Annotated in this window: 21 protein-coding genes; 16 read left to right on the top strand and 5 right to left on the bottom strand. The window is 68.0% G+C overall.

All coding sequences use genetic code 11. The annotated features are described in order from the left end of the window. Positions 1-118: 118 nt before the first annotated feature. Together WFK61_RS24385 and WFK61_RS24390 are read right to left on the bottom strand one after the other, a co-directional pair. A complete protein-coding gene (locus WFK61_RS24385) occupies positions 119-1,240 on the bottom strand; it encodes a CaiB/BaiF CoA transferase family protein (protein ID WP_336814646.1) in 1,122 nt (373 codons plus the stop codon). Positions 1,241-1,421: 181 nt separating this feature from the next. Next, on the bottom strand, positions 1,422-2,393 hold the full coding sequence (locus WFK61_RS24390; RefSeq protein WP_336814647.1) for an AEC family transporter: 972 nt from the start codon (positions 2,391-2,393) through the stop codon (positions 1,422-1,424). A gap of 272 nt (positions 2,394-2,665) precedes the next feature. On the opposite strand from WFK61_RS24390, the gene WFK61_RS24395 reads away from it, so the two are divergent. Both WFK61_RS24395 and hspQ read left to right on the top strand, forming a co-directional pair. Further along, positions 2,666-3,715 (top strand): HpcH/HpaI aldolase/citrate lyase family protein, encoded by a 1,050-nt coding sequence (locus tag WFK61_RS24395; RefSeq protein WP_336814648.1) that lies wholly within the window; start codon positions 2,666-2,668, stop codon positions 3,713-3,715. Between the two features lie 112 nt (positions 3,716-3,827). Then, positions 3,828-4,157: a heat shock protein HspQ gene (hspQ, locus tag WFK61_RS24400; protein ID WP_336814649.1), complete on the top strand. Its 330-nt coding sequence runs from the start codon at positions 3,828-3,830 to the stop codon at positions 4,155-4,157. Positions 4,158-4,280: 123 nt separating this feature from the next. Here hspQ and WFK61_RS24405 read toward each other — a convergent pair whose 3' ends face one another. After that, entirely contained in the window at positions 4,281-5,075 is a 795-nt protein-coding gene (locus WFK61_RS24405) for an invasion associated locus B family protein (protein ID WP_336814650.1), read from the bottom strand. Positions 5,076-5,368: 293 nt separating this feature from the next. Between WFK61_RS24405 and WFK61_RS24410 the strand changes: the two genes are divergently transcribed. The 3 genes from WFK61_RS24410 to WFK61_RS24420 all read left to right on the top strand — a co-directional run bounded on the left by WFK61_RS24410 (position 5,369) and on the right by WFK61_RS24420 (position 8,595). Next, positions 5,369-7,168 (top strand): extracellular solute-binding protein, encoded by a 1,800-nt coding sequence (locus tag WFK61_RS24410; protein ID WP_336814651.1) that lies wholly within the window; start codon positions 5,369-5,371, stop codon positions 7,166-7,168. Between the two features lie 9 nt (positions 7,169-7,177). Next, positions 7,178-8,212, top strand: coding sequence for an AMP-binding protein (locus tag WFK61_RS24415; protein WP_336814652.1), 1,035 nt, complete (start codon positions 7,178-7,180; stop codon positions 8,210-8,212). Between the two features lie 71 nt (positions 8,213-8,283). Next, positions 8,284-8,595 (top strand): hypothetical protein, encoded by a 312-nt coding sequence (locus tag WFK61_RS24420; RefSeq protein WP_336814653.1) that lies wholly within the window; start codon positions 8,284-8,286, stop codon positions 8,593-8,595. Here the strand turns inward: WFK61_RS24420 and WFK61_RS24425 are convergent. Next, complete coding sequence (locus tag WFK61_RS24425) at positions 8,567-9,244, bottom strand: ceramidase domain-containing protein (RefSeq protein ID WP_336814654.1); 678 nt, start codon at positions 9,242-9,244, stop codon at positions 8,567-8,569. The genes WFK61_RS24420 and WFK61_RS24425 overlap by 29 nt on opposite strands. 122 nt (positions 9,245-9,366) lie before the next feature. On the opposite strand from WFK61_RS24425, the gene WFK61_RS24430 reads away from it, so the two are divergent. The 8 genes from WFK61_RS24430 (at position 9,367) to lexA (ending at position 16,374) form a co-directional block, all read left to right on the top strand. Then, positions 9,367-9,648, top strand: a complete 282-nt coding sequence (locus tag WFK61_RS24430) for a YARHG domain-containing protein (RefSeq protein ID WP_336814655.1) — start codon at positions 9,367-9,369, stop codon at positions 9,646-9,648. A 112-nt stretch (positions 9,649-9,760) separates the two neighbouring features. Next, a complete protein-coding gene (locus tag WFK61_RS24435; protein ID WP_336814656.1) occupies positions 9,761-11,272 on the top strand; it encodes an ATP-binding protein in 1,512 nt (503 codons plus the stop codon). A gap of 99 nt (positions 11,273-11,371) precedes the next feature. After that, the gene (locus WFK61_RS24440; protein WP_336814657.1) at positions 11,372-11,989 is read left to right on the top strand and encodes an anthranilate synthase component II; all 618 of its coding nucleotides are present in this window, start codon (positions 11,372-11,374) and stop codon (positions 11,987-11,989) included. Positions 11,990-12,004: 15 nt separating this feature from the next. Further along, positions 12,005-13,018 carry an anthranilate phosphoribosyltransferase gene (trpD, locus tag WFK61_RS24445; protein ID WP_336814658.1) on the top strand — a complete coding sequence of 338 codons (1,014 nt, stop codon included), beginning with the start codon at positions 12,005-12,007 and terminating at the stop codon, positions 13,016-13,018. A 7-nt stretch (positions 13,019-13,025) separates the two neighbouring features. Then, positions 13,026-13,832 carry an indole-3-glycerol phosphate synthase TrpC gene (trpC, locus tag WFK61_RS24450; protein WP_336814659.1) on the top strand — a complete coding sequence of 269 codons (807 nt, stop codon included), beginning with the start codon at positions 13,026-13,028 and terminating at the stop codon, positions 13,830-13,832. Then, positions 13,829-14,311, top strand: a complete 483-nt coding sequence (moaC, locus tag WFK61_RS24455) for a cyclic pyranopterin monophosphate synthase MoaC (RefSeq protein WP_336814660.1) — start codon at positions 13,829-13,831, stop codon at positions 14,309-14,311. Before trpC ends, moaC begins: the two co-directional genes overlap by 4 nt. Positions 14,312-14,368: 57 nt before the next feature. Beyond that, a complete protein-coding gene (locus WFK61_RS24460) occupies positions 14,369-15,580 on the top strand; it encodes a molybdopterin molybdotransferase MoeA (protein ID WP_336814661.1) in 1,212 nt (403 codons plus the stop codon). Between the two features lie 80 nt (positions 15,581-15,660). Beyond that, the gene (gene lexA / locus WFK61_RS24465) at positions 15,661-16,374 is read left to right on the top strand and encodes a transcriptional repressor LexA (RefSeq protein WP_336814662.1); all 714 of its coding nucleotides are present in this window, start codon (positions 15,661-15,663) and stop codon (positions 16,372-16,374) included. Here the strand turns inward: lexA and WFK61_RS24470 are convergent. Beyond that, positions 16,368-18,659 carry a ComEC/Rec2 family competence protein gene (locus tag WFK61_RS24470; protein ID WP_336814663.1) on the bottom strand — a complete coding sequence of 764 codons (2,292 nt, stop codon included), beginning with the start codon at positions 18,657-18,659 and terminating at the stop codon, positions 16,368-16,370. The two genes, lexA and WFK61_RS24470, sit on opposite strands and share 7 nt — an antisense overlap. 172 nt (positions 18,660-18,831) lie before the next feature. On the opposite strand from WFK61_RS24470, the gene gltX reads away from it, so the two are divergent. The 3 genes from gltX (at position 18,832) to WFK61_RS24485 (ending at position 23,031) form a co-directional block, all read left to right on the top strand. Next, positions 18,832-20,253 carry a glutamate--tRNA ligase gene (gene gltX, locus WFK61_RS24475; protein WP_336814664.1) on the top strand — a complete coding sequence of 474 codons (1,422 nt, stop codon included), beginning with the start codon at positions 18,832-18,834 and terminating at the stop codon, positions 20,251-20,253. A gap of 359 nt (positions 20,254-20,612) precedes the next feature. Next, the gene (gene gltA, locus WFK61_RS24480) at positions 20,613-21,902 is read left to right on the top strand and encodes a citrate synthase (RefSeq protein WP_336814665.1); all 1,290 of its coding nucleotides are present in this window, start codon (positions 20,613-20,615) and stop codon (positions 21,900-21,902) included. A gap of 139 nt (positions 21,903-22,041) precedes the next feature. Continuing rightward, the gene (locus tag WFK61_RS24485; RefSeq protein WP_336814666.1) at positions 22,042-23,031 is read left to right on the top strand and encodes a Bug family tripartite tricarboxylate transporter substrate binding protein; all 990 of its coding nucleotides are present in this window, start codon (positions 22,042-22,044) and stop codon (positions 23,029-23,031) included. Positions 23,032-23,033: the final 2 nt, after the last annotated feature.

Below are 23,033 nucleotides of genomic sequence, written 5' to 3' on the forward strand. Positions count from 1 at the left end.
GCTCATCAAGCGCCAGAAAAAGCCAATCGTCGCTATCGTCGCCATCATGCGACGCATCATCGTCGTCGCAAACGCAAGGCTCAGAGACGCTAAATACTGAGTTGATGACAACCGTTCTTCAGCCCTCGCCGAGCAACTTCCGCGTATCAGCCCCGCTCGCCGCGACTTTGCGCAACCCCGCCGCCTGCTCCCGGAACACCGGAGCCAGCGGCAAGGGCGTCGAGACGAGGCGCCGGCCGCCGGGCTCCTCCACCTGCGCATCGAGCAGGCCGCGCGCCGACATCTGCGGATCGGACACCGCTTCCTCCAGCGTGCGCACCACCGTGCAGCAGCAATCGAGCGGCTCGACCAGCGCGCGCCAGTAGGCTGCGCTTTCGCTCGCGATGATCGCGGCGATGCCGGCTCGTGTCGCGAGTGGATCGCGGCGGTCGTCCCGCAGCCTCTCGTCGAGCCCGATCCCCTCGCAGAAAGCCTGCCAGAACTTCGGCTCGATCGCGCCGACCGCGAGGAACCAGCCATCGGCCGTCGCATAGAGCCCATAGCGCGGGCTCGCGCCGGTCAGGAGCCCCTCGCCGCCATCGGGAAAGGAGCCGGTCACTTGCCCCTGCGCCAGCCCGTACCAGGCGAAGGTCGGCATCGCATCGGCCATGGCGATGTCGAGATGGCAGCCCTGCCCGGTCCGGTCGCGCTGGCGCAAGGCCAGCAGGATGTTGAGCACGGCCGGCATGGTGCCCCCGGCGATGTCGGCGACGAGCGGCGGCGGCAGGGGCGGCACCTCGCCGCGCTTCAGCGACTGGCCGAGCAGACCGCCCAGCGCCTGATAGTTGATGTCGTGCCCGGCCTCCTCCGCACGCGGGCCGTGCTGGCCGTAGCCGCTGATCGAGCAATAAATCAGGCGCGGGTTGATGGCCTTCAACGCCTCATGGCCAAAGCCGAGCCGCTCCATCACGCCCGGACGGAACTGCTCGATCAGGATATCGGCCTTCGCGAGCAGCGGAGTCAGTCGCGCCAGCGCGTCCGGCGCCTTGAGATCGATCTCGACCGAATCCTTGCCACGGTTCAGCACCGCGAAGGGCGCCGCCGTCTCGCCAATGCGCGGCGGGAAGCCGCGCATGTCCTCGCCGCCCCGCCGCTCGACCTTGATGACGCGCGCTCCGGCCTCCGAGAGGAACAGGCTCGCCAGCGGCCCGGGCAGGAGCGTCGAGAAGTCGAGGACCAGCAGGTCGTCCAGCGGCAGCATCCGGCACCCTATTGCGCGGGGCATGTCTGGGAAGTTCCTCAGCCCTCACCCTGAGGAGCGATGTCGTCAGACATGGCGTCTCGAAGGATGATCCAGGAGGCTCCGGAACCATCTGGAGCATCCTTCGAGACGCAAGCTTCGCTTGCTCCTCAGGATGAGGGCTTGCTTCCCAAACAAGCTCTCAGTGAAACAGATCGGCCGCTATCCTGCCCGTCTTCACCAGCCACAGGAAGCCCGACAGGGTGACCATCGATACGATGGTGCCGACGAGGATGCAGGCCGAGGCGCGCTCGATCCCGACTTTGTACTGCGTCGAGATCACGAAGATGTTCAGGGCCGGCGGCAGCGCCGCCATGATGATCGCGGCATAGATCCAGTGCGTCGGGATGCCGCCGATGGCCGAGAGCAGCACCCAGACCAGCAGCGGATGCAGCAGGAGCTTGATGAAGACCAGCGCCGGGACGCCGGCCGGCATCCGCTTCATCGGCCTGAGCGCCACCGTGACGCCGAGCAGGAAGAGCGCGCAGGGCGCGGCCGCCTGCGACAGCCACAAAACCATCCGGTCGAGCGCCACCGGCAGCTCGAACTTGAGATAGCTCGCCAGCACGCCGGCCAGCGTCGCGACATTGAACGGGTGGGTCAGCACCCGCCACACCACCTCGCCGGCTGTCGCCAGCAGGCTCTTCTTCTCGACGCCGGCGACCGCCATCAGCAGCGGAACCAGCGAGAACAGCAACACGCTGTCGAAGACGAAGATCAGCACGACCGGCGCGCTCGCCTCCGGCCCCAGCGCGGCCAGGATCAATGGCGGGCCCATATAGCCGATATTGGAATAGGCCCCCGCGACGCCCTGCATCACCGCCTGCGGCAGGTCGCCCTTGGCAGCCCTCAGCCCGATCACGAGCGACAGGCTGAAGGCGCAGAAGGTGGCGAAGGTCGTGCCGGCGATGAATTTCCAGTTGGCGAGCTCGCTCAGCGGCTTGTCGGCGATCAGCCGATAGAACAGCGGCGGCAGCGCGACATAGATCAGGAAGAACTGCAGCCAGGCGAGCCCTTCCTCCGGCAGCTGCTTGTAGCGGCCGATGGCGAAGCCGAGCAGGATCAGCCCGAAGAACGGCGCGACCAGATTGAAGATGTTGAGAAGGTCGGCCATCGGTGGCGTTTCGTCCTGCGATGAAGGCGCCCGCTTTCGATCCGAACCCGGCGGACATCTGCATCTAGCGCATGGCCCGAGGGCAGCAAGGGCTTTTGCAGCGCGCACACCCACGCCCAGCGCAACAAAGAGAAATGATGCCTAGGAAATATTACCTACTCGGGACAATGGGATTAATAACCTAGGCATTCCAGCCTATTCGTCATCGAAAGAACCATGGACGGCGCGCATCGTCTCGGCCACAGTCGCTGCATTGCAGCATGGAGCCGCCGATGACGACCAGGACGCCGCGCCAGTTCTTCCGCCCGCTCGCGATCGGCGCGCCGGAGCCCTTCCGCGAATTGCCGCTGCGGCTGGAGCGGATGATCCATTTCGTGCCGCCGCATCTGGAGAAGGTCCGCGCCAAGGTCGGCGAGCTCGCCGGACAGGTCGATATCGTGCTCGGCAATCTCGAGGATGCGATCCCGGTCGAAGCCAAGCAGGCGGCGCGCGACGGCTTCATCACCATGGGCAAGGCCGTCGATTTCGGCAAGACCGGCCTGTGGACGCGCGTCAATGCGCTGAATTCGCCGTGGTTCCTCGACGATATCACCGCGATCATGGGCGAGATCGGCGGCAAGCTCGATGTCGTGATGGTGCCGAAGGTCGAGGGCCCCTGGGACATCCATTATGTCGACCAGTTGCTGGCGCAGTTCGAGGCACGGCACCAGTTGCGCAAGCCGATCCTGATCCACGCCATCCTGGAGACGGCGGAGGGCGTCAAGAATGTCGAGGCGATCGCCACCGCCTCGCCGCGCATGCACGGCATGAGCCTCGGCCCCGCCGATCTCGCCGCCTCGCGCGCCATGAAGACGACCCGCGTCGGCGGCGGCCACCCGGAATACAAGGTGATCGCCGACCCCTCCCCCGATGGCGGGCCGCGCGCGATCGCGCAGCAGGACCTCTGGCACTACACGCTCGCCAAGATGGTCGATGCCTGCGCCTCGGCCGGGATCAAGCCGTTCTACGGCCCCTTCGGCGATTTCGCCGACGAGGCGGCCTGCGAGACGCAGTTCCGCAACGCCTTCCTGCTCGGCTGCGCCGGCGCCTGGACGCTGCATCCCTCGCAGATCGCCGTCGCCAAGCGCGTCTTCAGCCCCGATCCGGCCGAGGTCGCCTTCGCTAGGCGGATTCTGGAGGCGATGCCGGACGGCTCCGGCGCCGTGATGATCGATGGCAAGATGCAGGACGATGCCACCTGGAAACAGGCAAAGGTCATCGTCGACCTCGCCGTGCAGGTCGCCGCGCGCGACCCCGATCTCGCCGAGCGCTACGGAATGTGATGGGACAGAGGGCCTCAATCGATTGATTTCGACGCATTTACGACGCATTGCTTGAGCAAGGCGGCAAGAACGTAAGCTGGCGGCGTATCAGCCGGCGCAAGATGGATTTGTCATGGAAGCGCGTTCGGCCAAGTTCAGGATCGGGCAGGTGGTCAAGCACCGCATCTACCCGTTCCGCGGCGTGATCTTCGACGTCGACCCGGTCTTCTCGAACACCGAGGAGTGGTGGATGGCGATTCCGGAAGCAATGCGCCCGTCGAAGGACCAGCCCTTCTATCATCTCTTCGCCGAGAACGAGGAGGCGGAATACGTCGCCTATGTCTCCGAGCAGAACCTCGTCGACGACGATTCCGGCGAGCCCGTGCGCCATCCCCGCGCCAAGGAATTCTTCCGGCGTGACCGCAAGGGCCGCTACAAGCTCGACCGTGGCGAACTGAATTGAATCTCACCGGCCGATGAGCCGCCGCTCGGCGAGGAGTTCCTCGTCAGCAACACGCGTGACCAAAGAAAAAGGCCGGCCCCGCGAGGGACCGGCCTTTTCTGTTTCAGGCGATAGCGCCGCCGATCAGGGCTTCGGCGCGGTCGCGGGCGCGGCAGGCGCAGCGCCGGGGGCCGGGGCAGCGGCGCCCGGAGCGGCGGCACCGCCGGCGCCGAGGCGCTGGCGCAGTTCTTCCTGGCGCTTGGCGAGCTCGTCCTGGAGCTGCTTCTGCTGGTCCTCGAGCACCTTCGGGTCGATGGCGGCGCCGTCGAAGCCCTTGGCGAAATCGGCGAGCGGGATCGTGAACGTCAACTCGCGGGCGCCCTGGTTCTGGACGCTGACATTCAGGTTGGTGCCCTTCTTCATCGCATTGATGAAGTCGTCCTTGACCTGCGCCTCGGCGAAGCAGCCGTTCGGGAAGCAGATGGCGTAGCGGCCGCCGGTGGGCTGGGCGTTGTCGACGCCGAAGCGGATGCCGGGCTGCAGCAGCAGGCCGAGCGGCATCAGGAAGCGCACGATCTTGTTGGCGTCGCCCTTCACGTCATAGATCGCGACGGCCAGAACCGGCTGCCCCTGATCCGAGACGAAGTCGCGGGTGGTGTAGCAGATTTCCTTGTTGGCGCCCTGGTCCTTGCCGCAGACCTTGGTCCAGCTCGTCTGCGAAGGCTCGGGCTTGACCTGAACGACGGTCGGGCCGGAAGCCGCGGCGGCGCCGGGCTGGGCCGGAGCGGCAGGCTGGGCCGGCGCCGGAGCAGCCGGACGGGCCGGCGTCGCCGGGCGCTGCGCCGGAGCCTGGGCGAAGCCAGCGACGGGCGCAAAGCCGATGGCCGTGCTGAGCACGAGGCCGAGCGCACGAGATGACAGGCGATACGAAGCGGACATTCCTTGTCTTTCCTTATCAAGCGAATTCGGGATCACGACTTCGCAAGCCGCGCGCGTCACCGCTGATGGCCCAATCGCATGGGGCGCAGGCCATCGCAAGCCGTGCACATCAAGGCTGATTGAGGCGTTTGAATGACACCCTGCCCTCGCCTTTAGCGAGTTCGCACCGAGGATTCCAGCCCGAATAGCTGCGTGACCCTGCTGCTCCCATGCTATTCTTATGGAGGGAATCAGGTCGTACGATGGAATTTCTTCGATTGCCCCAGGCGGTGAGCCGTCGCGGGGTCAACCTCTTGCTGGCTTTGGCCCCGTTCGCCGTCCTGGCGCGCGGCCGTTCGGCGCTGGCCGATTCGGCCCCCTTGCGGCACGCCATTGCGATGCACGGCCAGCCGGCGCTGCCGCCCGGCTTCGCGCATCTGCCCTATGCCGACCCCAGGGCGCCCCGGGGCGGCCGCATCGTGCTCGGCATCCAGGGCACCTTCGACAGCCTCAATCCGCTCGTCGTGCTCGGTGTCGCGCCCGATGCGGTGCCGAAATACGTCCAGCAGAGCCTGCTCTATCGCTCGGCCGACGAGCCCTTCACGGCCTACGGCCTGCTCGCCTCCGGCGTTTCGCTCGATGCCGACCGCAAGCAGCTCGCCTTCGAGATCGACGAACGCGCCCGCTTCTCGGACGGCAAGCCGGTCACGGCCGAGGACGTGATCTTCACCTTCGAGATGCTGAAGGCCAAGGGCAAGCCGTTCCATCGCTCCAGCCTCGGCCGGGTGACCAAGGCCACGGCGCCCTCGCCCCGGCGTGTCGAGTTCGAGCTCGGCGACGGTTCAAACCGGGAGTTGCCGCTGGTGATCGGCGCGATGCCGATCTTCGCGAAGCACGCGACCAATGCCGAAACCTTCGGCGAAACCAGCTTCAAGCCGGCGCTCGGCTCCGGCCCCTATGCCGTCGAGGAGGTCCGCCCAGGCGAATCGCTGGTGCTGAGGCGGCGCAAGGATTTCTGGGCCGAGGACCATGCCCTCACGCGCGGGCTCTATAATGCCGACGAGATCCGCTACGACTTCTATCGGGATTCGAACGCGCTGTTCGAGGCGTTCAAGGCAGGCCTCTACGATGTCCGCATCGAGGGCGACCCGACGCGCTGGATGACCGGCTACGACGTGCCCGCCGTGCATGACGGGCGCATCCGGCAGGAAACCCTGCATTTCGACACGCCCAAGGGCATGACCGGCCTCGTCTTCAACACGCGCCGGCCGATCTTCGCCGATATCCGGACGCGCGAGGCGCTGGGACTCCTGTTCGATTTCGAATGGGTCAACCGCAACCTGTTCCATGGCGTCTATCGCCGGGCCGGCAGTTTCTTCTCCGATTCGGAGCTTTCGGCGCTCGGCATCCCCGCCGACGGCCGCGAGAAGGCCCTGCTCGCCAGCTTTCCGGGTGCCGTGCGCGAGGACATCCTCGCCGGCAGCTGGCGCGCCTCGGAGACCGACGGCTCGGGCCGCGACCGCGAGCAGGCGCGCAAGGCGCTCGACCTGTTGAAGGCTGCCGGCTTCACGCTTCAGAACGGCGTGCTGCGCAACGCCAAGGGCGAACCCTTCGCCTTCGAGATCACCGTCACCAGCCGGCCGCAGGAGCGGCTCGCGCTCAACTATGCCCAGTCGCTCGCCCGGCTCGGCATCACGGTCTCGGTGCGCCTGATCGACGACGTGCAGTACTGGCGGCGCCTGTCGACCTTCGATTTCGACATGATCCAGTGGACTTGGCCGGCCTCGGCCTCGCCCGGCAACGAGCAGATCGGCCGCTGGGGCTCGGCCAATGCCGCCCGCAACGGCTCGCTGAACTATGCCGGCGTGAAATCGCCCGCCGTGGACGCCGTCCTGCAGGCCCTGCTCGGCGCCCGCGAGCGCGAGGATTTCGTCGCGGCAGTGCGCACCCTCGACCGCCTGCTGATTTCCGGCTTCTACGTCGTGCCGCTCTATTACCTGCCCGACACCTGGATCGCCTTCGCGCGCGGCGTCGTGCTGGCGGGGCGGCAGCCGGCCTATTTCCTCTCCAACGAGCTGCTGGCCCGCCTCCCGGCGGCAGCGCCGGCGAACTAGGATCTGTCGATGCGGGCAGAACAGGACGAAGCCTCAGCCTTGCTCGACGGTCTCGATCTCGACACCCTGCTCGCAGCCCTGACCCGCAATCGCGGCTATGACGCGGCCTTGCGCGATCCGCCGGGCCGGCGCGGCTGGAGCGACGTCACGCCGGGCTCGGTCAATTTCCTCGATCTCGACGAGCGCATCGACCGGCTGGCCCGGCTGCTCGCGATCAACAAGGGCACGCCAGGCGCGAGCGTCGCGATCCTGGCGCCGCTGGGGCCGGAGGCGATCGTCTCGATCCTGGCCAGCCTGCGCGCGGGCCTGTCGCCCCTGATGTTGCCGTTGCACGGCAACGAGCTTGAGCTGCTCCGGCTGATCGAGGCTTCCGGCGCGGTGATGGCGCTCGGCGTCAGCCGGGTCGGGCCGCTGCGGCCCTTGCTCATGTTGCGCAATCTCGCGATGCGCGCCTTCGGCACGCGCTTCGTCGGCGGCTTCGGGCCGGACGTTCCGGACGGCGTCGCCCCGCTCGACATGCTGATGGCGAACCCGACGCTGCATCCCCTGCCGCAGCTCACTGAGCGGCCCGTGCTGCAGATCGCCGACGGCGTGTCGCTGCAGGGGCCGATCGCGCTGCCGGAGCGGGAGCTGCTCGGCAAGGCGCTCGACATCTCGCGGGCGCTGAAGCCGACCGTCTCCTCGCGCATCGTAACGACGCTGGTCGGCGGCGACCTCGCCGCGCTGGCGAGCGGGCCGGGCGTGGCGATGCTGAGCGGGCTCGAACTCCTGCCGCTCGGCCTGTTCAATCTCGGCGATCTCCAAGCCTGCATCGAGGGCGGGCGCAACGTCCATCTGGTGCTGCCCGGCACGATGGAGCCGGCGCTGGCGCATTCGCGGCTAGCCGGACATCCGGCGCTGGCGAGCCTCGTCTTCGTGCATCGCGCGAGCGACGCCCGCAGCCTGCCCGCGATCGACCGGCCGGACGTCGCGATCGTCGATATCGAGGCCCATTCGGCCGGCGACATCACCGTCGGCAAGCGGCAGGGACCTTCGATTGCCTGACAACGCCGGACCGGGAACTCCACAGGCCGACTCGCGTTGATCCGCGGGGCGTCTTCCTTGGAGTGCCGGCCATGCTTGCCGCCAGCCTCGTGCTTCTGTCTCTCTCCGCCAACCCGATCGCCAACGGCGTCGTCGCAATCGCGGATTCGCCGCCGCGCTTCGACATCGCCGCCTCGTGCCGCGATGTCGGCAAGTCCGGCATCGATATCGGCCGGCCGGCCAGCGCCTGCCGGGACGACGAGGAACGGGCCCGCGATACGCTGACTGCACGCTGGGCCCAGTTCCAGCCGGCCGCCCGCACGACCTGTGTCGAGGGGGCGACCTTCGGCGGGCCGCCGAGCTATGTCGAAGTGCTCACCTGCCTTGAGATGAAGAAGCCGTGACGGCCGGCCCTTCGCCGGTCACGGCCGCGCGCAGCAGCAGATAAAGCACCGACGCGTTGAGCAGGTGCCAAAGCCAGTGCGTCCCGAGCGGCAAGCTGCCGCACAGCGCGCCGTCGATGCTGCGCATCCTCAGGGAAACGGCGAAAGCCCCAGCCGCAAGCGCCAATAGCCGGCGCTGATCGCACAGCACCGGGGTTCGCGCCATCGCGAGCGCCATGCCGATCAGCCCGAGCAGGAAGGCCGCATAGCCGGCCGAACCTGCCATTCCGGCGGGCAGGACTGCGCGCCCGGCAGCCGACAACCCCAGCGCCAAAACGAAGAAGGCGAGCGTTCCGACAGCCGTGACCACGCCGCTCAACCCAAGAAAGCGCCTCAGCGCGAAAGCGAAATAGCCGAAGGCAAAGAGCTGGATCGGCACGACATCGGCCAGCAGCGTCCAGCGATTCGGGGTGGTGTGGAACAGGAACGAGCCGATGCCGATGGCAAAGACCAGTCCGATCAGGACGAGCGTGACCGCGTCCCTCCCGCCTTGCCGGCGCCACAGCCAGAACGCTGCAAGGGCCGCGACGAGGAAGGCGCCATTGGTCACCGCATTCAGGGGCTCGGCCCAGAAGCTGCCATCGATCCGCTCGCAATAGCCGAACTGCATCGCCTCGCCCGTCGTATTACGCCAGCGAAGCCGCCCGTTGCGACGGCCTCATGTCAGGCCCAGCGTGTTGCCTTCGCAAGCCCGCTCCGCAAAGCTCGCGCCTCGCCAGCAGGAGATATCCCATGCGCAGCCTCTGCCTCCCAATTCTCGCGGCAACCCTGCTTGCCGGCGGTATCGCGAGTCCGGCCTTCGCCAATCCCCAGGCCTGCGCCGATCTCTGGACCGCGCGCAACGAGATCTACAAGGCGCAGGGCTATTGCTTCCGTACGCAGCGCGCGATCGCGGCCTTCGGCAATGCCGGCTGCCAGTACGACAATATCGAGGATGTGCCGCTCTCGGCCAATGACCGCCGCGCGGTTGCCGATATCGTCCGGCAGGAGCGGAATCTGCGCTGCCCGCGCTGAGGTGCATTGCCTGTGGAAGGCAGGGCAGCCCTGCGTCCAGCGAGGGGAAGGCCGTGCTAGAAGCGCCGGCCGCAAGTCCGCTCCCGACCCAACACGACGATTCAGCGCCCGCATGACCACCGCAATCGAGATGGGAACGACAAGGACCGGCGAGCCCGGTCTGATCGATCTCGCCGAATTGCTGGCGACGCGCCTGCTCGTGCAGGGCAATTCCGGCTCGGGCAAATCGCATCTGCTGCGCCGTCTGCTGGAGCAGAGCGCGCCTCTGGTACAGCAGGCGATCATCGACCCGGAAGGCGATTTCGTCTCGCTGGCCGACCAGTTCGGCCATGTCGTGGTCGATGCCGAATGCGGCGAGGCCGAGTTGCAGCGCGTGGCGCTGCGCGTGCGCCAGCACCGCGTCTCGGTCGTGCTGAACCTCGAGAACCTCGAAGCCGACGAGCAGTTGCGCGCCACCGCCGCCTTCCTCGGCGGGCTCTTCGACGTCGACCGCTCGCTCTGGTTCCCGATGCTGATCGTGGTCGACGAAGCCCAGCTCTTCGCGCCGGTGATGGCGGGCGAGGCCTCCGACGAGGCGCGCCGGCTTTCCTTGGGCGCCATGACCAACCTGATGTGCCGTGGCCGCAAGCGCGGCCTTGCCGGCGTCATCGCGACCCAGCGCCTCGCCAAGCTCGCCAAGAACGTCGCGGCGGAAGCCTCGAACTTCCTGATGGGCCGCACCTTCCTCGATATCGACATGCAGCGCGCCGCCGATCTGCTCGGCATGGACCGGCGCCAGGCCGAGATGTTCCGCGATCTCGAACGCGGCCAGTTCGTCGCGCTCGGCCCCGCCCTGTCGAAGCGCCCGCTGCCGATCCGGATCGGCACGGTCTCCTCGGTCGATCGCGGCAGCGCGCCGGGGCTGATGCCCTTGCCGGAACAGGCACCGGAAGAGGCCGGCAAGCTGATCTTCACCCCCGGCGAGGACGAGCCGCTGCCCATCGCCCGCCCGGTGCGCCCGGCACCGCGCCCGCGCCCCGATCCGACCGAGGTGCTGCGCCGGATCGAGAACTACCGCCCTGCTCCGCAGCCGGAGCCGGAACCCGAGATCGAGCTGGAGCCGGCCGAGCGCGAGGCGATCATGGTCGAGATCCTCCGCGAATTGATGGGCGATCCCGAGGCCCGTTCGCGCCAGGTCGCGGTGCTCTACCAGGATTTCACCGTGCGCTGCCGGATGCGCCGGCTCGGCCGCACGCATCTGAGCCTGGAGGAGTTCCGTCGCAGGCTCGCAGTGGCGCGCGCCGGGGTCAGCGACAGCGTCGCGACGAGCGAGGGCTGGCAGGCGGCCGTCGCGGCTTCCGGCACGCTGCCGGAAGACCTGCAGGGGCTCTTCCTCTACATCGCCCGCACCGCGATCGAGGGCCGGCCCTGCCCCAGCGATGCCGAGCTCGCCGAGGTCTATGGCAGCGCCTCGCCGAGCCGGGCGCGGCGCGTGCTCAGCTATATCGAGGAGCGCGGGCTGATCGTCTGCCATGTCGATTTCCGCGGCCAGCGCACGCTCGCCCTGCCGACGCTCGGTGTCGAGACCGCGCCGGGACTGGCCCAGCCGCGCACGGCAGGCATGCCGCGCAGCGCGCGGGGATGACCGGCAGGCCGCGGCGCGGCGCCTTCAATCGCCCGCTCCAAACTTGACCACCCCGCCCCCGAACGTGCATGACCTCAAGCCGCATTCACGGGTTCGGCCATGCGCGTTCTGTTGATCGACAACTACGACAGCTTCACCTGGAACCTGGTCCATCTCATCGGTGGGCTGGGCGCCGAGGTCGATGTCTGGCGTAACGACGCGCTCACCGTCGACGAGGCGCTGGCCGGCGATCACGACGCGATCGTGCTCTCGCCCGGCCCCTGCACGCCCAACGAAGCCGGAATCTGCCTCGACCTCATCCGCGAAGGCGCGGGCAGGAAGCCGATCTTCGGCGTCTGCCTCGGCCTGCAGGCGATGGGCCAGGCCTTCGGCGGGCAGGTCGTGCGCGCGCCCCTGCCGATGCATGGCAAGGTCTCGCCAATCCGCCACAAGGCGCGCGGCCTGTTCCGCGGCATCAACGGCCAGCTGCAAGCGACGCGCTATCACTCGCTCGTGGTCGAGCGCGCCTCCTGCCCGGATGTCTTCGACATCGAGGCGGAGAGCGATGACGGCCTGATCATGGCGCTCTCGCACCGGGAACTGCCGGTCCACGGCGTCCAGTTCCATCCGGAGAGCATCGCCTCCGAGCATGGCGCGACGATCCTGCGGAACTTCCTCGACCTCGCGGAGCGATGGCAGAGCGAACGCGAAGCCTCCGCCCTGACCCCTTCAGCCTGATTCCGCAGAGTTCCCATGGACGATTTCAAACCCTTCATCGCCAAGGTCGCGACCGGCGCGACGCTCTCCCGCGAGGAAGCGCGCGACGCCTTCGACACCATCCTTTCGGGCGGGGTGACCAACGCGCAGTCGGCCGCCTTCCTGATGGCGCTGCGCGTGCGCGGCGAGACGATCGACGAGATCGCCGGCGCAGCCGGCGCCATGCGCGGCAAGATGCTGCCGGTGAAGGCGCCGCCCGAGGCGATCGACATCGTCGGCACCGGCGGCGATTCCTCCGGCTCCTACAATGTCTCGACGCTGGCCTCGATCATCACCGCGGCCTGCGGCGTGCCGGTCGCCAAGCATGGCAACCGCGCCGCCTCCTCACGCTCCGGCGCGGCGGACGTGCTGACCGCGCTCGGCGTCAAGGTCGGGCTCGATCCGGCCGCGACCGAGCATTGCATCCGCGAGGCCGGCGTCGGCTTCATGTTCGCGCCGACGCATCACGCCTCGATGCGCCATGTCGCGCCGGTACGCACCGAACTCGGCACGCGCACGATCTTCAACCTGCTCGGCCCGCTCTCCAACCCGGCCGGCGCCAAGCGCCAGCTCATCGGCGCCTTCTCCGAGACCTGGCTGGAGCCGATGGTCAAGGTGCTCGCCTCCTTCGGCTCGACCCGCGTCTGGGCCGTGCATGGCTCCGACGGGCTCGACGAGATCACCACGACGGGCCCGACCCGCGTCGTCTCGCTGGAGAACGGCAAGATCGAGAGCTTCTCGATCAGCCCGGCCGATGTCGGCCTCGAACCGGCCAAGCCCGAGGTTCTGCGCGGTGGCACGCCTGAAGAGAACGCGGCGGCGCTGAATGCCGTGCTCGCTGGCGACAAGACCGGCTTCCGCGACATCGCCGCCTTCAATGCGGCCGCAGCGCTGCTCGTCGCCGGCAAGGCCAAGGACCTGAAGGACGGCTTCGCCCAGGCGACGGCAGCCCTCGATTCCGGCAAGGCCCGGGCGACGCTTGCCGCGCTCGTCAAAGCCTCGAACGCGTGAGGCCGGCATGACCGATATCCTCGCGAAGATCGAAGCCTACAAGCGCCGGGAGATCGCGGCGGCGAAAGCCGCGGTTCCGCAGGCCGAGGTCGAACGCCGCGCCCGCGCAGCCGCCAAGCCGCGCGGCTTTGCCGATGCGCTGGCGGGCAAGCTCGCTCAAGGCAAGCCCGCTCTGATCGCCGAGATCAAGAAGGCGAGCCCGTCCAAGGGGCTGATCCGCGCCGATTTCGACCCACCTTCGCTCGCCCGCGCCTATGCGGCCGGCGGCGCGGCCTGCCTCTCGGTGCTGACCGACGCGCCCTCCTTCCAGGGCCAGCCGGAATTCCTGACCGCAGCGCGCGAGGCCGCCGGCCTGCCGGCGCTCCGCAAGGATTTTCTCTATGAGCCCTATCAGGTCTACGAGGCCCGCTCCTGGGGCGCCGACTGCATCCTGATCATCATGGCCGGCGTCGACGACGCCACCGCAAGCGCCCTGAACGAGACCGCGCGCGAGCTCGGCATGGACGTGCTCGTCGAGGTCCATGACGATGCCGAGCTCGACCGGGCGCTGAAGCTCGAAAGCCGCCTGCTCGGCATCAACAACCGCGACCTGCGCAGCTTCAATGTCGATCTCGCCGTGACCGAGCGGCTGGCCCCGCGCGTGCCTGCCGACCGCATCGTCATCAGCGAGAGCGGCATCTTCACACATGAAGACATCGCCCGGCTCAACCGGATCGGCGTGAACACCTTCCTCGTCGGCGAGAGCCTGATGCGGCAGGCCGACGTCACCGCCGCGACGCAGGCGCTGCTCACCGGCAAGGCCGTCGCGGCGTGAGCCGGCTCAGCCATCTCGACGCGCAAGGCCAGGCGCATATGGTCGATGTCGGCGGCAAGGCCGAGACGACCCGCATGGCGATCGCCGAAGGCCAGGTCGTCATGGCACCGGAGACGATCGCGATCGTGCGCGACGGCAACGCCAAGAAGGGCGACGTGCTCGGCACCGCGCGCCTCGCCGGCATCATGGCGGCGAAGCGCACGCATGAGCTGATCCCGCTCTGCCACCCGCTGTTGCTCAGCAAGATCGCCGTCGATCTTGAGATCGACGAGGCCCTGCCGGGCGTGCGCGTGCGCGCCGAGGTCAGAATGAAGGGCCAGACCGGCGTCGAGATGGAGGCGCTCACCGCCGTCTCCGTCGCCTGCCTGACGGTCTACGACATGGTCAAGGCCGTCGACCGGGCGATGCGGATCGAGAATATCCGTCTGCTGCACAAATCCGGCGGCCAGTCCGGCGACTACGAGGCTAAAGTTGGTTAGAGGAGTGAGCACGATGGCGTCCGAAAACCGGTTCCCACTTTTCGGCATCGTGCTCTGATGGCGCTCACTCCGGTCCCCGTCGCGCGCAAGGCGCTGCTCGACAGCATTCCGGGGCCGACGGGAGCGGAAACCCTGCCGCTGGCGCAATGCGCCTGGCGGGTGCTCGCCGGCGAGGTCAAGGCGCTCAGGACCCAGCCGCCCTTCGCCAATTCTGCCATGGACGGCTACGCCGTGCGCGGCGACGAGATGGCGGAAGGCGTCTCGCTCTCGGTCATCGGCGAATCCGCCGCCGGCCGGGCCTATGAGGGTGCCGTCGGGCCGGGACAGGCCGTGCGCATCTTCACGGGCGCGCCGATGCCTGACGGAGCCGACACCATCCTGATGCAGGAAGACGCTGACGGCGTCGGCAGCCCGGTCATCCGCGTCCGCATCCCGCCGGCCAAGGGCAAGTTCCTTCGCGCCGCCGGGCTCGATTTCCACGCGGGCGACGTCCTGCTTTCGGCCGGCCGCGTGCTCGACAGCGCGGCGCTCGGGCTTGCCGCCGCGATGGGACATCCGGCCCTGCCGGTCAGGCGCAAGCCGCGGGTCGCGATCCTCGCCACCGGCGACGAATTGGTGGCGCCGGGCGAACCGGTCGGGCGCGACCAGATCGTCGCCTCGAACTCGTTCTCGCTCGCGGCGCTTGTCGAGAAGGCCGGCGGCACCGTGCTCGATCTCGGCATCGCGCGCGACGACCATGCCGATCTGGCCAGCAAGATCGCAAGGGCGAGCGAGGCCGATGCCGATGTGCTGATCACGCTCGGCGGCGCCTCCGTCGGCGCGCATGACCTCGTTCAGGAGGCGCTGACGCGCGCCGGCATGACCCTCGGCTTCTGGAAGATCGCGATGCGGCCGGGCAAGCCGATGATGACCGGCCGGCTCGGCCGGATGGTCGTGGTCGGGCTGCCGGGCAACCCGGTCTCCTCGATCGTCTGCGGCCATCTCTTCGTGCTGCCCTTGATCGAGGCGCTGCTCGGCATCGCCGATGCCGATCGCGACCGCAGCATCCCCGCCATCCTCGGCCGCGACATGCCCGGCAATGACGAGCGCGAGGACTATCTGCGCTCGGAGTTGATTCTGACTCCGGAAGGCTGGGTCGCAACGCCCTTCGACCGGCAGGATTCCTCGATGCTCGGCACGCTGGCGCGCGCGCAAGCCCTCACGATCCGCCCGGCCCATGCCGCGCCGGCCAGGAAGGGCGACCCCTGCCATATCCTGCCCTTGCGGTAGCAGCTTGCGGAACACAAGCAGAACGCGTATGGTGTTCGTGCTTTGTTTCGAATCTGCGCTTTGAGGGGCTGGCGGCGACCATGCTGACACGCAAGCAACACGAACTCCTGCGCTTCATCCAGGAACGCTTGCGCGAAAGTGGCGTGCCCCCTTCCTTCGACGAGATGAAGGACGCGCTCGACCTGCGCTCGAAATCCGGCATCCACCGCCTGATCATGGCGCTGGAGGAGCGCGGCTTCATCCGCCGCCTGCCGAACCGCGCCCGCGCGCTCGAAGTCATCAAGATGCCGGACGGGCTCGGCGCGCCGCAGCCGCGGCCCCGCTTCAGCCCCGCCGTCGTGCAGGGTGGTCTCGGCGCGCAGCCGAGCGTCGCCAAGCCTCGCCCCGCTGCCATCGAGGACGACAGCCGGCATTCCATCGCCATTCCGGTCATGGGGCGGATCGCGGCAGGCACGCCGATCTCGGCGATCCAGAGCCGCAGCCACACGGTCTCGCTGCCGCCGGACATGCTCGGCTCGGGCGAGCATTACGCGCTGGAAGTACGCGGCGATTCGATGGTCGAGGCCGGCATTCTCGACGGCGACACGGTCGTCATCCGCAGGCAGGACACCGCCAATACCGGCGACATCGTCGTGGCGCTGATCGACGACGAGGAAGCGACGCTGAAGCGCCTGCGCAAGCGCGGCTCCTCGATTGCGCTCGAAGCGGCGAACCCGGCTTACGAGACCCGCGTGCTCGGCCCCGACCGGGTCAAGATCCAGGGCCGCCTCGTCAATCTGATGCGGCGTTACTGAAGGCGCTCGACATCCGCATCGGCTTCGCTCTCGATCGCTGACGCGGGTTGTACCGTCGCAGGCTGACCGGCCGACCGGTTTGCAACCTCAACCGGACGAGGCTCACGCCGGCGACTCCAGGGGCGATCGGCGGCGCTTGGTTCCGAGGTTCGACTGCTCCACCCTGCCGTCGTCCGGTAGAGCGAGGTCGCACCGTCGCGCGTGAGCGCCATGCGCTCGACCAGCCTGGCCTTGCAGGCTCCGCTCCAGGGGATGGCGGTGACGACGAGGTCGGCGCGCAGGCAATCCTCGATGATGGCAAGGCGCTCGCGCGTATAGGAGACCGTGCGCTTGTCGGCTGTCTGCGCCACGCAGGCCAGGCGGTCGCAGGCGATGCCGTTGCGCAGCGTAGGATCGTCCGGCGAGCGGTTGTCGCCATCGGCCGCAAGCCATTGCTGCAGGACGAAGCGGCTGGGCTTGCCCGCGATCGCGAGGCGTCCGTCCGGCCCGCGCACCGCCAGCCCGGAGCCGTCGCGCTCGATCAGGATTTCCGGCCGCTCCGGCTTGCCGGCTATCGCCACGCCGAGGATGAGCGGCACGGCGGCCAGCCAGCGCCAGCCCGTGGTCCAGAGCGTCAGCCAGAGCAGCGCCATCGCGAAGCAGGCCAGCACGGCCGGGCCGAAGGCTGCGATCGTCACGGTGGAATGGTCGATGGTCGCAACCCAATGCGCCACCCTGAGCACGACATCGGAGGCGAGCCCCATCAAGGCCCAGGCCGGCCAGTCCAGTCCGAACGGGTAGGCCAGCACGCCGAACACCGCCGCCGGCATCACGAAGAGCGAGACGAAGGGCAGCGCCATCGCGTTGCCGAGCAGGCCGAAGGGGTTGAAGGTCTGGAAATGATAGGCGCCGAAGGGTGCGGTCGCGGCCGTCGCCAGCATGGTGGTGACGAGGATGCCGAGCGCCACCGTCCAGATCGGCCCGAGCGGCCAGGGCAAGGCCGGCGGCGGCTCGCTGCGGTCTCTTCTCTCCCAGCGCTCGGCGAAGGCGATCAGCGCCGCGACCGCACCGAAGGACATCTGGAAGCTTGGGCCGAGCAGCGCCTCCGGCTCGCGCAGCAGCACGATCATGGCGGCGAGCGCGAGGTTGCGCATGCTCAGCGCCGCGCGATCGACGAGGATCGCGCCGAGCATAACCAGCGTCATGATCAGCGAGCGTTCGGTCGCGACATCACTGCCCGAGAAGATGCAATAGGCGGTCGCGCCGACCATGGCCGCGATCGCGGCGAGCTTCTTGACCGGCCAGTGCAGCGCCACCGTCTGCGACAGGGCGAGCAGCGCGCGCACCAGCCAGAAGATCGTGCCGGCCGCCAGCACCATATGCAGGCCGGAGATCGAGACGATGTGGTAGATGCCGGCGGCGCGCAGGTCGTTATTGGTCGCTTCCGTGATCAGGCCGCGCTTGCCGGTGACCAGCGCGGCGGCAACCGCCCCGCCCTGCCCGCCTCCGACTTCGGCGATGCGTTTGGTCAGGGCATTGCGGGCGCGGTCGATCATCACGTCGACCGCGAGGCGCGTCGGCATCGGGTAAGGCGCCGGCGCCAGCGCGATCTTGCCGGAAACGCTGCCGACGGCACCGATTCCGCGGAAGAAGGCGTCGCGGCCGAAATCATAGCCGCCCGCCCGCGCCGGCCCCGGAGGCGGCAGCAGGCGCGCGGTCGCGACGATATGGTCTCCGGCTGCGACCGAGCCCTGCCGGATATTGACGCGGACCCGTTTCGGTCGCTGGTCCAGCGGCACATTAGCGAGATCGGTCACCAGCACGACGAGTCGCGCGCCGCTATCGCGGGCTTCGACGCTCTCGACGAAGCCCGTCAATTTGCCGATGCGCGGCCGTTCCAGCATCGGCGCCGCGATATCGGCCGTGCGCCAGACGCCGGCGGCGAAGCCCAGGAAGCCAGCCGCTATCGCGAGGCAGACCATCGATGCCGCAGGACGAAAGCGCAGCATGAAGGCCGCCGCGCCGCTCAGCGCTAGTCCGAGCAGCGGAGCCCATAATGCCGGCTCACGATCAGCCGCGAAGTAGAGCAGGATGCCGACGCCCATGGCGATCGGCAGCCAGAGGAAGGGCCGGCGCCGTTCGGCCTCCAGCGTGAATCCCTGCTGCAAACGGAGCCGGAGCTGTCCAAGCAAGGGGCGCAGGCTCGCCAACGGCGGTGCGGAAGCGCCGGGCCAAGCCGGCAAGGCATCGGCGCGCGCGCCGCGCCGGCCGCTCTGCTCTCCCTGCCCCGGCGGCGCCGGCTGCATCGCCCGCCTCCCCCTGCCGGCGTTGCGATTTGACCGCTTAACCTTTCCGGCCAAGGCATGTTACAGGGCGCGCGCCGGTTGTCATGTCACGACTTGTGTCATGGCACGACCTGGCACCATTCCCCTGTCTTGCCCCGGACGGCCTTACGCCGCCCGGCCGGAGTTCCCTCCCATGAGCAACGCCGTCGTCACGCGCTTTGCGCCCTCGCCCACCGGTTTCCTGCATATCGGCGGAGCCCGGACTGCGCTGTTCAACTGGCTCTATGCCCGCCGGCAAGGCGGCAAGATGCTGCTGCGCATCGAGGATACCGACCGGGAACGCTCGACCGATGCCGCCATCGCCGCGATTCTCGACGGGCTGGAATGGCTCGGCCTCGATTGGGACGGGCAGACCGTCTACCAGTTCCAGCGCGCCGCCCGGCATCGCGAGGTCGCCGAGCAGATGCTCGCCGCCGGCAAGGCCTATCACTGCTATGCGACCCCGGCCGAGCTCGAGGAGATGCGCGAGAAGGCCCGCGCCGAGGGCAAGCCGCTGCGCTATGACGGGCGCTGGCGCGACCGCGATCCGTCGACCGCGCCGGAAGGCGTGAAGCCGGTCATCCGCCTCAAGGCGCCGCAGACCGGCGAGACCGTGGTCAATGACGAGGTGCAGGGCCGCGTCGTCTGGCAGAACGAGAATCTCGACGATCTCGTGCTCCTGCGCTCGGACGGCACGCCGACCTATATGCTCGCCGTCGTCGTCGACGACCACGACATGGGCGTGACCCATATCATCCGCGGCGACGACCACCTCACCAATGCCGCCCGCCAGACGCAGATCTACGACGCGCTGGGCTGGGACGTGCCGAGCATGTCGCATATCCCGCTGATCCACGGCGCGGACGGCGCCAAGCTCTCGAAGCGCCACGGCGCGCTCGGCATCGATGCCTATCGCTCGATGGGCTATCTGCCGGCGGCGCTGCGCAACTATCTGGTGCGGCTGGGCTGGAGCCATGGCGACCAGGAGGTCTTCTCCACGCAGGAGATGATCGACGCCTTCAAGCTGTCCTCGATCGGCCGCTCGCCAGCCCGCTTCGACTACGCCAAGCTGGAGAACCTTAACGGCCTCTACATGCGCCAGTCGAGCGACCAGGACCTGCTCGACGCGCTCAAGGTCATCCTGCCGGAGATCGGGCCGGCGCGCGGAGTGGAGGCAACGCTCTCGCCGGAGCTGGAGGCGAAGTTCCTCGCCGCAATGCCTGGCCTCAAGGAGCGCGCCAAGACGCTGATCGAACTGCTCGACAGCGCCTTCTATCTCTATGCCCAGCGCCCGCTGCAGCTCGACGACAAGGCCAGGGGCCTGCTCGACGAGGCCGCCCGCCAGCGCCTGCCGCAGATCGCGGAAAAGCTCGCCGCCGTCGCCGACTGGTCGCCGGCCCCGCTGGAAGCGGCGGTTCGCGCCTATGTCGAGGAAAGCGGGCTGAAGCTCGGCCAGGCGGCGCAGCCGCTGCGCGCCGCGCTGACCGGCCGTGCGATGTCGCCGGGCCTGTTCGACGTCATGGCGGTTCTGGGCCGCGAAGAGACGCTGGCGCGGCTCGCCGATCAGGCCGCCTGAACGGTTTTCGAAGGCCCGGAAAGGCCCGCCCGATCCGCCTGAAGACCTCCCGCCGCCGCCGTCCCAAAGACGGCGGCGGAGTTGCTCGCGCAGATATGAGCGCAGCGCGGCTCCAACCGCCTTTTGGCTCGGTTGAATGCACTGCGCAAATGGTCTAGTGACGCGCAAGTGCATTGCAGCGCGCCAGCGCGGCGGGCACGAATATTGCTTGTAAATCAGTCACATGGACCGCCTCTTCCCATCTCCTTTCGACATGCGCCCGTCACATCGCGGCCTTCGGATGCGAGATGCCCGGCGCGAAAGCGCGGAGAGGCGAAACCGGGGCTGAACAGCAGCGAGCCTTGAAAGGATCGGTATCGATGAGCGGAAGTAACAGCCAGCTCCAGGTCGGCGACAAGACCGTCGACATGGCGATCAAGGAGGGGTCGGTCGGCCCCGCCGTCATCGACATCGCCAAGCTCTACGCCCAAACGGGCATGTTCACCTATGATCCCGGCTTCACCTCGACGGCGAGCTGCGAGTCGCAGATCACCTATATCGACGGCGACCAGGGCATCCTGCTCTATCGCGGCTTCCCGATCGATCAGCTCGCCGAGCATGGCGACTTCCTCGAGACCTGCTACCTGCTGCTCTACGGGGAACTGCCGACGGCCGCCCAGAAGGCCGATTTCGATTATCGCATCACGCGCCACACCATGGTGCACGAGCAGATGGCCCGCTTCTTCCAGGGCTTCCGCCGCGACGCGCACCCGATGGCGGTGATGGTCGCCTCGATCGGCGCCATGTCGGCCTTCTATCACGACTCGACCGACATCTCGGACCCGCATCAGCGCATGATCGCCTCGATGCGCATGATCGCGAAGGTGCCGACGCTGGCCGCTATGGCCTACAAGTACTCGGTCGGTCAGCCCTTCGTGTATCCGCTGAACTCGCTGGACTACACCTCGAACTTCCTGCGCATGTGCTTCGCGGTGCCGGCCGAGGAGTACAAGGTCAATCCGGTGCTGTCGCGCGCGCTCGACCGCATCTTCATCCTGCACGCCGACCACGAGCAGAACGCCTCGACCTCGACGGTCCGTCTCGCCGGTTCCTCGGGCGCCAATCCCTTCGCCTGCATCGCGGCCGGCACGGCCTGCCTCTGGGGCCCCGCCCATGGCGGCGCCAACGAGGCGGCGCTCAAGATGCTCGAGGAGATCGGCTCGGTCGACAACATCCCGAAATACATCGCCAAGGCGAAGGACAAGAACGATCCGTTCCGCCTGATGGGCTTCGGCCACCGGGTCTACAAGAACTACGATCCGCGCGCCAAGATCATGCAGAAGACCACGCATGAGGTGCTCAACGAGCTCGGCATCAAGGACGACCCGCTGCTGGACGTCGCCGTCGAGCTGGAGCGCATCGCGCTCTCCGACGAGTACTTCATCGAGAAGAAGCTCTACCCGAATATCGACTTCTATTCGGGCATCACCCTCAAGGCGATGGGCTTCCCGACCTCGATGTTCACCGTGCTCTTCGCCGTCGCCCGCACGGTCGGCTGGATCGCCCAGTGGAAGGAAATGATCGAGGATCCGTCCCAGCGGATCGGCCGCCCGCGCCAGCTCTATACCGGCTCGCCGCAGCGCGACTACACCCCGATCGGCCGTCGCTGATCCCGGCGAAAGCTCGAATGTCTGTGAGGGCGCGGTGGTCTCCACCGCGCCCTTATTGTTTCCGATGATTGATCAGAGCGGGGCGAGTGATCCGCTGGCGCGTCCGTCTAGAATTGCCTCTTTCCACGGAGATCCGTTCATGACCGAAAGCCGCTTTCTCGACCGCCGCTCCTTCCTCATCGCGGCCGGCGCCGCCGGCCTCGCCGGCACGCAAGCACGCGCACAGGCCAATTTTCCCAGCCGCCCGATCAACCTGATCGTCCCCTTCGCCGCCGGCGGCTCGACCGATATCGTCGCCCGGCTCGTCGGCCAGAAGATGGGCGAGATCCTCGGCCAGAGCGTGGTGATCGAGAACCGGGCCGGTGCCGGCGGCAATATCGGCTCCACCGCCGTCGCCCGGGCCCAGCCTGACGGCTACACGCTCCTGCTCGGCACCATCTCGACCCATGCGCTCAATCCGGCGATCCTGAAGACGGTGACATTCGACGCCGTGAAGGATTTCACCCCGATCAACCTGCTCGCGATCGTGCCGAACGTCATGGTCGTTCATCCGGACTTCCCGGCCAAGACGGTGAAGGAGGTCATCGAGGTGCTGAAGGCCAATCCGGGCAAGTACTCCTACGCCTCCTCCGGCGTCGGCACGCCGCTGCATCTCTCGGGCGAATTGTTCAAGTCGCTCGGCGGCGTCCAGATGAACCATGTACCCTATCGCGGCGCCGGACCTGCCCTGAACGATGTGGTCGCGGGCGCGGTACCGATCATGTTCGACAACCTGCCCTCCTCTGCCGGCTTCATCCGGAGCGGCCAGTTGCGCGCGATCGGCGTCACCACGAAGGAGCGCGTCTCTTCCTTCCCGGATCTGCCGACGATCGCCGAAGGCGGCCTTGCCGGCTACGAGACCTATACCTGGAACGCGTTGTTCGGCCCGGCCAACATGCCGCGCCCGATCGTCGAGAAGATCAATCAGGCCGCGAACCAGGCCCTCAAGGACGAGAACGTCAAGAAGAAGCTCAACGACGTCAGCGCCGATATCGTCGGCTCGACGCCGGAGCAGCTCGGCGAGCACGTCAAGGTCGAGCTCGCCAAATGGGCGCCGATCGCCAAGGCGTCGGGCGCGGTCGTCGAGTAAGC

Source organism: Allobosea sp. MMO-172 (genome assembly GCF_037147855.1).
In the GTDB taxonomy this organism is placed as follows: domain Bacteria; phylum Pseudomonadota; class Alphaproteobacteria; order Rhizobiales; family Beijerinckiaceae; genus Allobosea.